Genomic DNA, 10,880 nt, shown 5'->3' with positions numbered 1-10,880 from the left:
TCGAGGGCTGGTACAACCTGCACCGCCTGCACAGCAGCCTGGGCTACCGTAGCCCCGCCGACTACGAGGCAGTCGCAGCGGCCTGACCACCACAACGATGGTGTCCGTCGGAGCGGAGCAAGCTCAAGTGCGCTCGGAACTTGCAAGGATCGCGGTAGCCCTCAGCCCCGCCGAGTTCTACTCCTTCGGCACCCGTCCCACGCCCCAGACGCCGAAAGCGTCCTCCCCCGATCGTCGCTCACAGGCCATCCAACTCCTACGCAAGTCAGGATCGGCCCTTGCCGACGTCGCGAGCTTCCGACGATTCCAGCGCGGCGAGAAGGGCAGCACGTCCCCTGGTCCAACGCCTCCACCGCGCTGTTCCACGAGGTCGGCCGCTGCTGGCTTGTTACGGAGATCGCCGTCATCGGTGCGGCCATGCCGCTTCTTGAGGGATATACGCGTGTGCCAGGCGCACAAGCACTGGGCGCCACTGGTCACCCCGCGGCGCTCATCGCACACACCCGGGCCCATGCGCGTGACGCCATGTGGTGGCGCGACCGGCTCAAAGCGTGCGACGACGACCACTCCCTGGCCGAGTGGGCCCTTGCGCTCTGGGCGATCGCAGCAGGCGACACCATCGAGGAGCTCCTCATCGAACTTGAGCAGTGTCTCGACCGGCTCCCGAACAGGCGGCGGCGTGCCCTCCGCATCGCGGCTCTTCGCCTCGGCGAAGCCGGGCTCCTTGCAGAGCGATCAGTGACAGCCACCACCGCCAGCGGCTTGCTCGCGGAGCTGCTGGCTGCCCGAGCCGGCCGCGCAGGCACACAGGGCAGTCCAGATTGGGTGGCTCCGGCAGCCGTTCAAGAGCGAGCACCACTGGCAAGTGTTGCCCGCACAGCGAAGTGGCTCAAAGTCGATCAGGCGCCACGGTACCGATAGGCGGACCAGCGACCGCCGACCTGTCGGTTCTCAATCTCTGCGTCATGCGCCAACGCTGTGACCTGCCGGCTACCTCGGTGTCTCACACCGTGTCACACGTCGGTTGTCTCAGGCCGCGTGTCATCTCCTCGGCTTCCCAGGCGACGGCAAGCTGCTGACCTGCGGGATGACACCCGTGTGAGACTGCGAATGAGAAGGTGCACGGAATTTGGGAACCTACACGACCTCTCAGAGTCCGATGCCGTGCAGCGGGTTGTCGTTCCACTTGTCGGCCTGGTGGATGTAGCCGGCGACGACGGGCGAGCCGTCGGCCCAGCGTCCATGGCGGGTGATCGCGGACATGGGCGCGCCGGCCTTGGCGGCCGAGGTGGCGCCGCCCGCGCGCAGGCCATGTGCGGTGTAGGCATCGGCGTGGTCGAGGCCGGCGCCTGCGGCGGCCCGTTTGACGATCAAGTTGATCGACTGCGGGGTCAGCCGTTCACGACGGCCGCGCCCGGCGACGGGATGAGCGGGGGAGGCGATGCGGCCGTGCCGGTCGATCGGGCGGAACAGCGGCCCGGTCGTCACGCCGGCGTCGGCCAGGTCGGTGAGCCAGGCGCGGGTCACCCTGATGGGGCAGGTCTGCGGGTGCTGGCCGTAGGGGATGGCGACGATCTCGCCGTGGGCGTCCTGGTCGGTCTTGCTGAACGGGACGTACAGCTCCAGGCCGTCGGCGGTGAAGGTGAGGTCGTCGATGTCGATGTCGGTGATCTCCGAGCGGCGGCCCATCAGGGCGAAGCCGAGCACCAGGACGGCGCGGTCACGCCGTCCTGCGGGGGCGCCGTCCGGCAGGGCGTCGACCATCGCGCGCAGCCGGTCGACGGTGATCGGCGGAGATTTGCGGGGGCGGTGGCCCTGCTGGGCGCGCTCGCGGCGGTAGGCGCGCAGGGCCAGCCGGGCCGCGGCGGTGGCGGGTTTGGCGAGCTGGTCGTGGGCGGCCAGCACGCAGGCCAGCGCGCGGTCGATGGTGGAGGGGGCGTACTACTGGGCGGCCAGGTGGGCGACGTAGTTGGCCAGGGTCGCGGGGGTGGCGGGCAGCAGGGTGCGGCCGGTGGACTTTGGCACCAGGTGGCGTAGGCGCCGAAGTCGCGGGCGTAGGCGAGGCGGGTGTTGGCGGCCAGGCCCTGCTCGACCAGCCGGGCCGTCCGGCCGTCCAGGAGGTGCTCATGCTCATCCGGGGCGGGCGGCGCGGGGGCGGGCTCCGGGAGCCGTTCGGGGGCGCCCATACGGTTTTCCATGATCAATTTTGTGGTACTGAAGGCGGTCAGCGGGAGAAGGGGCGGCATCGGCTGCGGATCAGGCCCACTGACAGCAGGCGGGAATCCCACTGACAGCAGGTGTGCTCTCACATAACAACAATTGTGTGAGAATTCTACATGGTGCAGGTATTCATATCCGAACCGTCCGATGAGGATCGGATACGGATCGACTATGACTCTGCTAGAGTTCCGAGCGTGATCGAGGGAAGCGAGCAGGCCGGGCCGGGCAGCGGAACCGGCGAGGAGATCCCGCAGCCGGTGCAGGGGTAGGTCGAGGAGGCGGTGGCTGAGACTGGTCGTCTAGTTGTCCTGCGCGTTCGTCATTGCTTGTCACTTGATTGGTCACGTCTTGTCACTCGGCTGGCCTAGACCGTGTGCACAATGGCCCTTATATGTAACCTTCTGACAGAACTTCTCATGTGACTGCCCTCAGCGCATTTGAATTTTCTCCTGGCATTCAAAATTACCGTTTTAGCGGAGATATGAATCTCCATTTTCTTTATTAGGTTGAGCGGGAAAGTCGGCCCTTCCGGATCCTCGCTCTCTTCATTAGGTATTATATTTTGATCGCCCGAATTTGCGGAAACACTTCTCTCCGCCGACACGGGCTCTGGGGGGCAAGTCTCCGGCCTGCAGATTTTCCAGGCAGCGGCTGTTGCCCAAGGGTGCTGAGCCTCGGCCCGACGTTCCTGGCCTGACGATCACGGATAGATACCTGGCGGCATCGTAGGACAAGTGATGACCACCACGAGGACAGTTCCGTGACCAATGCGCGCCGCACCAGTAGGTTCGTCAGGTAGTGTCCACGCTGTTGGTCACTGGTGCTCCCCCGTGTGACGCGCAGGTTCGTTCACAGCGGAAACGCAGAACTATGACAACGGGGCCGCATGTGGCCGTCAACCTGCGCACTTGTTGGGACCAGTCACCTAAGTTCCATGAGCGTTCGTCACCCTGCACACCTGCTTTTTTGCGCGTTTTGGCTGGTCAGAGCCCCACATTGCGCATGGCGTTGTCCCGCCAGCGATCCACGGCCCTGATGTATCGCAAAACCACTGGTGAAGCTGGGGCCCAGCGGCCGTGTTTGGCGATGACGGCGACCGGGACGCCGGCGGCGTAGGCGACGGTGGCGCCGCCGGCGCGCAGGCTGTGCGCGGTGACGCTGTCTGCGGCGGGCACGCGAGCGCGGACGGCGAGGTCGCGGACGATGGTGTTGACGGCGTCGGCGCCGAGCGAGGGGCCGATGGTGCCGTGCCGGTTGATGCGGCGCAGCAGCCTTCCGGCGGGGTGTCCGGCCTGGTCGAGCACGGTGAGCCAGTCGCGCCAGGCGGCGACCGGGTCGGTGAGCGGGTGGCTGCCGCGCGGGATGGCGATGGTCTCGCCGGCGGAGTCCTTGTCGGTCTTGGAGGTGCGGATGGTGACCTCGAGCCCGTCGGCGACCTCGAGCACGTCGTCGCGCTGCAGGGCGACGAGTTCGCTGCGGCGGCCCATCAGGGCCAGGCCGAGCACGAGCAGCAGCCGGTCCCTGCGCCCGATGGGGGTGTTCAGGTCGCAGGCGGACACCATGGCGCGCAGTGCGTCGATGGTGATGGGCGGGGCTTCGCGCTGGCCGCGGCCGCCGGCTTCGGCGCGATCGCGTTTGTAGGCGCGCAGCACCAGGCGGGCGGATTCGGTGGCGGGCTGGCCGGGATGGCCGGCCAGCCGGTGCATGGTGCGCACCGCGGCGATGGCCTGGTCGATGCTGGCCGGGGCCTGGCCGGTCTCGCACAGATGTGCGGTGTATTCGGCCAGCGTGTGCGCGGTGGCGGGCAGCGCGATGCGGCCGTGCGTGGCGCACCAGGCGGTGAAGGTCGCCCATTGCCGGGCGTAGGCGCGGCGGGTGTTGGCCGGCACGCCGTCGGCGATCCGCTCCTGGGTACGCGCGCTGAGCGTGTAGTCCGCGGCGGTGTGCCCGGCTTCGTGCGCGGCATTTTCCGGCAGCCGGTAAATCGGCGGCCGCTCCCCCGCCGCCGCGGCCGGCAGCGTTCCCTGCTCGTCGTGCACGCCCGTCTCCCGCCCGCCCTCGCCTGTTTCGGGCCCGTCCGGCACCGGTATGGTGCCGCGATTCTGACCCGCGATAAGGAAGGTTATCACGGGTCAGCGCCGTTACGAGTTTGCGTTTGCGAACGTACGGAACAGGTGCGATCGAACGCTACGAACGCTACCCTGTTGTCGTGGCGAACGATCAGGAAACTGTGGTGGCGGACGTGTCCACGAAAGATGACGACAAGGTCGACACCGCGACTGACAACACGACCGAGCAGCTGCGGTGCGCCGGCCCGGGCTGTGCCAAGGCCCTGCCCGGGCGCAGCAGCCGGGCCAAGTACTGCAGCGACGCCTGCCGGGCGGCCGCCTACCGGGCGCGCACCACTGCGCATGCCGCCCCCGTAGCGAACGCGCTGCTGCGCACCCAGGATCTGCTCGCGCCGCTGCTGGCGGCCGGCGAGCAGTGGCAGGCCGCCCAGGAGGCGCTGCGCGCCCAGCTCACCGAGCTGAGCAGCGGCGCGCTCGCCCAGGTCGAGGCCGCCGAACAGGCCGCCGAGGAAGCCCGCGCCGCCGCCGCGGCGGCCGAGCAGCGCGCCACCACCGCAGCTGACACCGCCACCACCCGGATCGCCGCCGCCGAGCAGGCCCGTGCCCAGGCCGAGACCGCCCGCGACCGTGCTGAGGAACGCGAGCAGGACGCCTGGCGCCAGGTCGGCGAACATCAGACCGCCCGCGCCCAGGCCGAGCAGCTCAGCGCCGACGCCGCCGACCGGCAGCGCCAGGCCGAGCTCGACCGGGACACCGCTCATCAGCGCACTGCCGAACTCACCGAGCTGTACGCCGCCGCCACAGCCCGCATCACCGAACTGGAACGGCAGGTCGGTGACCAGCAGCGCGAGCTCGCCGGCCTCCGCCGCCAATTGCAAGAGCAGGACGCCCGGACGCGGAATGCCGAGCAGGAACGCGATCAGGCCCGCGGCACCGCCGCGGCGCACGCCGAGGAGGCCGACCGGCTACGCCAGGCGCTGGGCGCCGAACAGCAGCGGCGCGAGCAAGCCGTTACTGCGGCCGCCGTGGCCGAGCAGGCCCGTACCCTCGCGGACCAGGCCCGAGCCGTCTCCCTCGGTGAGACCGAACGCCTGCGGGGCGAACTCGCCCACCTCGTTGACGCGCTCAAGAGCGCTCAGCAGCAACGCGAAGAGGCCGTCACAGCCGCCGCCGTTGCACAGGCGCTCCTGCGCGAGCAGCAATCCCATCACGTGCCTGACCAGATCGAAACAGAGACTCCTGGCAGCACGGCCGAAGCGCCAGCAGTATCGGACTCATAAGCGGCGGATCGTAGGGTTGCATCCTGTCCGTTCTGCAATGCCTCGGCCGCCGCTGTCGTGTGCATTGGTCCTCCGCTCTTGAAGCTGACCCCAGCCCCAATGTAGGAATCGATCTTGGGTGCAGCAAAGGTAAGCACAAACCCACAATCGTGATCTCGAAGGGGCATGGGTTGCGGTTTGGTGATTTACGGGCAGGTACGTCGGGTCGCCGCCACGGTGGGCGTGGTTCGGGGCTGAGGCCAGCGCGCGGTCAGCGGGTCAGGGGGATGATCCTGCGGAACTTGTCGCCGACCGACTGCTCCGGCGGTTTCTCGGCACGTTCCAGCACGACGCGCTCGACCCTGTGCCCGGCCAGCAGGCGCGACATCTCCTCGCGCACGGTCCGCCACACGTGATCGGGGCCGGCGCCGGCCGCCTGCCTCAGCCGCACCCGCAGCGTGGCCGGCGCCTCTGCACGACCTGGAACTGCGCGATGCCGGGGACGCGGTCCAGCAGCGTGCCGAACGCCATGGGGAAGATGCGGACGTGCCCGCCGCCAGCGGGGAACTCGAGCATCTCCGCCGCGCGGCCCTGCACCTGGACGGCGGGCAGCGCGCTGCCGCATGGGCAGGCGTCGGGCCGCACCAGGACGTTGTCGCCCAGGTCGTAGCGGAGGAGCGGCTGGACCCGGTTGGCGAGATTGCTCAACAGGACGGTGTGCGAGGGCCGCCCCGGCGGGACGGGCCGGTGGTCGGCGTCGACCGGCTCCAGCACCACCCAGTCGGCGTTGACATGCAGCCAGTTGTGCGCGCAGCCGTAGGCGAGAACCCGCACTCGATGGCGGCGTAGGCGGAGCGGACCTGGGCGTGGAACGCGGAGGCGATCCAAGCGCGGTTTTCCGCGGTCAGCGCCTCGCCGCCGGCGATGACCATCCCCGGGTGGATGTGCAGGCGGCCGGCCTCCTGCTCGTCGGCCAGCAGCCCGAGCATGGTGGAGAAGCCGACGAGCGAGCCGGGCCTGTCTGGCCGGCGCTCTCTGCAGTAGGTGGGCTTCCTGCGGGTGCAGGATGTCGCTGGATCAGGTGCCCGTCGGTGAGGGCTTCGTGGGCGTCGGCTGGCCAGGTGTTCCCGATTGCGGCCCCGGCGTCATGCCGGGCATTTGCGGGATGCAGGGCATGTTCTGCTGTCCGAACCACTGGGTCAGGTACTGCCGCATCGTGCGGACCTCTGCCCACTGGTCGTCGCGGACCTTGCGGGCGAAGGCGGCGACCTCGGGATGCTGCGCCTGGCCATTCATGAGGAGCTGCTGGGACATCATGATCGCCATCATGTGGTGCGGGATCATGTGCTGCAGGAACGTCTTGTCGAGCTGGTCGCCGAAGAGCCCTGACAGGTCGGGCATCGTGGTCCCGCTCGGGCTCGGCGCCGGGCTCTGCCGGTACCACTGCTCCAGCCAGCCCTTCATCTGGGCGACCTCGGCGGTCTGCGTCGTGACGATCGACTGCCCGAGCTGCCGCATCTCGGGCCTGCTGGACAGTTGCAGCTGCCGGGCCGCGGTGATGGCGTCCTGGTGGTGCGGCACCATCTGGGACAGGTAGTCGTACTCGCTGGTGACGGGATGCATCTGCCTCATGCCCGGGCACGTGGGCTGCGTACCTGTAGGGCTCGGGGACGGCATCGGCGGAGATATCATGGCCGCCCCAGCGGCCCCCGACCCGGTGGTGATTGCGGCCAGGAATGCTCCAGTGACCATCGCGGTCTTCATGCAGTGTCGCTTCATGCGTCCCCCTCACGCCGACTCGACACCTCCTACGGTAGCCCCGCCGCCCCGAGCGGCCGATCGGCGGGTCCGCCGGCCCTTGACCGGAGTGCCCACGGGAGGTGGGCATGCTGCATGTGGGCGTCCAGCGCAGGCCGCCGCTTGACGGTCACGGCAGCTTGCACGGCGAATACCGCCCAGGCGCTCGCCAAGCTTGGGCATTGCCTGCCAATACCTTCCCCAAACAGGGACGAAAGCCCCTGCCGCCACAGCCGGCCGACCGCACAGGATGGAAGAGATCGAACATCCGAGGTGATGACGATGATGTGGTGGGGCTATGACCACATGAGTGGCTGGGGATACGCGCTCATGGGCCTGAGCACGCTGGTGTTCTGGGGACTGGTGGTCACCGCGATCGTGCTGCCGCCCGCCATGTGGTCCGGACCACCGGCGCGGGGCCTGCTTCCCCGCCGCCGACAGCAGAGGAAGTCCTGGCGCAGCGCTACGCACGAGGTGAGATCGGCACCGACGAGTACCGCTCCCGGCTGGACACCCTGCGAGAGGGGCGGGACCACCCGGTTCTCCGCTGACCCGAGAACACTCTCGAAGCGCCTGTGATCAACCTCTGAGACGGGGCCACGTCTCCCGCCTCGAGGTCCCAGGCCCGGGTACCAGGCCCGGCGACCGCAGGCGCCAGGAGCGACATGAGCAGGCATCAGGGCCCCACCTGCCGACTGATCGTGCATCTGAGCGGCATCGACTGGAGCGACGATCGCGAGAGAGCCACAGCCAAGCTGCTCGCGCAGCCTGGCGTTCTTGCAGTCGAGGTCGACTATGCGCATCATGAGCTGCCAGACCTGAGGAACTGGCTGATCAAGGAAGCGACAAGCCGCGAGCAGGACGGCGAGGACCCATGAGGCGGACCGGCATCCTGCGCTCGGCTACCGCCCCTGGTGAGCTCGCGCCTCATCTCCTCCTGCCGCGGCTGGCCCTGATGGCGGCAGCGAGGATGCCTGCGGGGCCGGGTGCGGTGGAGTGAACGAGGCAGCGAGAAAGGTGCCCGCGCAAAGCACGGTGGCATGAGCTTCGGACGAGCGTTGTGCTCGCAGATCGCACCGTGAGCGAGAGGCTTGTGGGGTCTGTCTGAGCCGCTCAGCCATATACCCCCTGCGGGAATCGCGGGAGGCTGGTGTTTGTGCTGGTCACGGGTAGCAGATGCCTTGCAGGCAGCGGCGCCCCGGGCGACAGGACAAGGCTTGGCCGTCTCCCGCTGTGACGGTCAACCTCAAGGAAGCCATGAACCATCAGCATCTGATGCTGGCGGGTATCGCCGCACGGGTGGCGATCGCGGCAGGACTCCGGCGAGCACGGGCCTGCTCGTGCTCGCGCTGCTGGTTTGCCCCTTGGTGATGCTCATGATGATGCGCGGCAGGGGCGGGCGTGACACCACCAGTCGGCGCGGGGCGAACCATGAAGATCAGGATGACGGCGGCGGGGATCGCGGCGACCGGACCGGTGTCTCATGACCGCGCTCGACTGGATCGTCGTTCTACTGTCAGACGCGCTGCCGGCTTCCTGGCCTGGTACTTCTTCGGGCCGCGCGCCAGCCGGCCAGCGAAGCTGCAGGAGGCAATACAAGAAGCCGAGATCGTGGTGCGTGGCGGCTACTCCCCGGAGGTGTCCAGGTCCGGCAGGGCATCCGCTGCGGCTGGTCTTCGACCGGCGCGAGAGCGGCGAGTGCACGTCCCGGATGATCCTTCCCCGACTTCGGCATCAGCCGGTCGCTGCCGCCTTCGCCAAGAGCCTCGTGGAGCTGGATCCCCGACAGGCCGGGCAGTACCGTTTCTCCTGCGGCGAGAACATGGTGCACGACGGTTGATCGTCGAACCGGACGACAGCCGCTCGCCCACGCCACCCCAGTCGCCAGGCGCCGTCCCGGGTGCCAGAACCGGCCGCACCGCCAGCCTCGGCGGCGTCCTGCCCAACGTTGAACGCGTCGACGTACTGCCGTACCACCGGATGGCCCTGCACAAGCACGAACGCCTGGGCCTGCCCTACCCCCTCGCTGGCGTCGAGCCCCTGGTCCAAGTGCTGCTGGACCCTGTCCGGGGCCAGTTCCAGGCGTACGGGTGTACGCCGTCTGACGGGGCGCTCTCCGATCAGAGGACGAAGTCACCGGTTCGCCACGCCCGTCACTCATCGCCAGAGCCATGTGCCTCGCCGAGAAGGGCCCAACGGCCCCGAACCCCGGACCTTGGCCTCTGACTCCCTCCGGCACACGGTCGTGAACTGAGAAGTGAGAACAGCGCCTCAAGGAGGGAATCATGAACCGGATCGTCATGGCAACGCTGGCCGGGGTCGCAGCCGGTGCACTGGCCACCGGCACGGCCCTCGCCACCACGCCGCCCCCGAGTCCGACCGGAACCTCGACGCCCACCACCAGCCAGACGGTCACTGTCGCGCCGACGGCCACCCCGCCCACCACCACCCCGCCCACGATGACACCCCCCATCACGCAGCCGCCGACCACGCCGGCGGTCAAGGCGAAGATCACCGTGACGCCTCAGTTGGTCACCACGCGAGGCGCATGGATCACGATCACCGTCGTCGCACCGAACGGAACCGACAAGGCCGTCGTCGAGTCGCGGGCCTTGGGCCGGCACGAGCTCAAGGGCAGGACCGAACTCACTGTCCGTACCTTCACGGACCTCGCCCCCGGCGTCTACCCCGTGTCGCTGTACCTGAACGGCACCGGACCCGACGCGGAGACTTCGCTCCGCGCGGTCTTCCCCAAGCCGATCGGACCGGCCAAGACCGGCGACGGTGCCACGCAGCCCGAATCCGGCCGAGCCGCTGTCGGTCTCGGCCTGATCGCGGCGGGCGGGCTCGCCACGGCGGCGGCGCTGCGGCGTCGTTCGGACCATGCCTGAGCGCGGTCCGGGCGGCCGCACCTGGGTGGTCGCCTGGGCGGTTCTCGCTGTCCTGCTCGTCGGCACCGGTCTGTTCCTGGTCCTGTCGCCGCGACCGGGGCCGCCATCGGCAATGCCGCAGCACCCCGCGGCGACCTCCGCCGGCGCGCCGCCTGCCGCCGCGTTGCCGAGATCCGTCCCCACCCGGCTGCGCGTCCCGGCCATCGGCGTGGACGCGCAGGTCGTCGCGATGGGACTCAACCCCGACGGCACGGCAGGTGAACCGCCGCTGAGCCGGCCGGATCTGGTGAGCTGGTTCAGTGACGGCGCCGCTCCAGGGCAGATCGGTGTGTCCGCCTTCTACGGGCACGTCGATTCCAGGCGCAGCGGCCCCGCCGTCTTCTACCGGGTCGCCCAGCTCACCCCTGGCGCGGCCGTCCAGGTGTCGCGGCGGGACGGCCGGACAGCCACGTTCGAGATCTACGCCGTCGAACGGTACGCCAAGACCGACTTCCCCACCGACCGCGTCTACGCTCACACTGGCAGGTCGGAGATCAGGCTAATCACCTGCGGCGGCACCTTCGACCCCGCCAAGGGGTCCTACCGCGACAACATCGTCGCCTTCGGCTCCCTTGTCACGCCCCGGCCGTGAGGAGTACGCGAGG

General features: G+C 69.0%; 10 protein-coding genes. 5 read left to right on the top strand and 5 right to left on the bottom strand.

Translation table 11 applies throughout. The features are described 5' to 3' along the window. Positions 1-1,149: 1,149 nt before the first annotated feature. The gene (locus ACBI99_RS45230; RefSeq protein ID WP_219508931.1) at positions 1,150-1,905 is read right to left on the bottom strand and encodes a site-specific integrase; all 756 of its coding nucleotides are present in this window, start codon (positions 1,903-1,905) and stop codon (positions 1,150-1,152) included. Positions 1,906-3,203: 1,298 nt separating this feature from the next. Continuing rightward, the gene (locus ACBI99_RS45225; protein ID WP_219508927.1) at positions 3,204-4,259 is read right to left on the bottom strand and encodes a site-specific integrase; all 1,056 of its coding nucleotides are present in this window, start codon (positions 4,257-4,259) and stop codon (positions 3,204-3,206) included. Positions 4,260-4,429: 170 nt separating this feature from the next. On the opposite strand from ACBI99_RS45225, the gene ACBI99_RS45220 reads away from it, so the two are divergent. Next, positions 4,430-5,569, top strand: coding sequence for a hypothetical protein (locus ACBI99_RS45220; RefSeq protein WP_219508926.1), 1,140 nt, complete (start codon positions 4,430-4,432; stop codon positions 5,567-5,569). 250 nt (positions 5,570-5,819) lie between these two features. On the opposite strand, the gene ACBI99_RS45215 is transcribed toward ACBI99_RS45220, so the two are convergent. From ACBI99_RS45215 to ACBI99_RS45205, 3 genes are all read right to left on the bottom strand, one after another. Beyond that, the gene (locus ACBI99_RS45215) at positions 5,820-5,999 is read right to left on the bottom strand and encodes a hypothetical protein (RefSeq protein ID WP_219508924.1); all 180 of its coding nucleotides are present in this window, start codon (positions 5,997-5,999) and stop codon (positions 5,820-5,822) included. Next, the gene (locus ACBI99_RS45210; protein WP_375075380.1) at positions 5,990-6,382 is read right to left on the bottom strand and encodes a hypothetical protein; all 393 of its coding nucleotides are present in this window, start codon (positions 6,380-6,382) and stop codon (positions 5,990-5,992) included. The genes ACBI99_RS45215 and ACBI99_RS45210 overlap by 10 nt, the downstream gene beginning before the upstream one ends. A 243-nt stretch (positions 6,383-6,625) precedes the next feature. Continuing rightward, positions 6,626-7,180 carry a DUF305 domain-containing protein gene (locus ACBI99_RS45205; protein ID WP_375075379.1) on the bottom strand — a complete coding sequence of 185 codons (555 nt, stop codon included), beginning with the start codon at positions 7,178-7,180 and terminating at the stop codon, positions 6,626-6,628. Positions 7,181-8,010: 830 nt separating this feature from the next. Here ACBI99_RS45205 and ACBI99_RS45200 point away from each other — a divergent pair. The 4 genes from ACBI99_RS45200 to ACBI99_RS45185 all read left to right on the top strand — a co-directional run bounded on the left by ACBI99_RS45200 (position 8,011) and on the right by ACBI99_RS45185 (position 10,867). Next, positions 8,011-8,223, top strand: a complete 213-nt coding sequence (locus ACBI99_RS45200) for a hypothetical protein (protein WP_219508921.1) — start codon at positions 8,011-8,013, stop codon at positions 8,221-8,223. 462 nt (positions 8,224-8,685) lie between these two features. Next, positions 8,686-8,832 (top strand): DUF2933 domain-containing protein, encoded by a 147-nt coding sequence (locus ACBI99_RS45195; RefSeq protein WP_375075378.1) that lies wholly within the window; start codon positions 8,686-8,688, stop codon positions 8,830-8,832. Between the two features lie 798 nt (positions 8,833-9,630). Next, complete coding sequence (locus ACBI99_RS45190) at positions 9,631-10,236, top strand: hypothetical protein (protein ID WP_219508920.1); 606 nt, start codon at positions 9,631-9,633, stop codon at positions 10,234-10,236. Continuing rightward, a complete protein-coding gene (locus ACBI99_RS45185; RefSeq protein ID WP_246645826.1) occupies positions 10,229-10,867 on the top strand; it encodes a class F sortase in 639 nt (212 codons plus the stop codon). Before ACBI99_RS45190 ends, ACBI99_RS45185 begins: the two co-directional genes overlap by 8 nt. The last annotated feature ends 13 nt before the right edge of the window (positions 10,868-10,880 follow it).

Origin of the sequence: Nonomuraea sp. ATR24 (assembly GCF_041950485.1) — a bacterium.
Classification (GTDB): domain Bacteria; phylum Actinomycetota; class Actinomycetes; order Streptosporangiales; family Streptosporangiaceae; genus Nonomuraea; species Nonomuraea ceibae.
The sequence above is the reverse complement of the archived record's forward strand: the minus strand, read 5'-3'. Positions and strand labels throughout refer to the sequence as shown.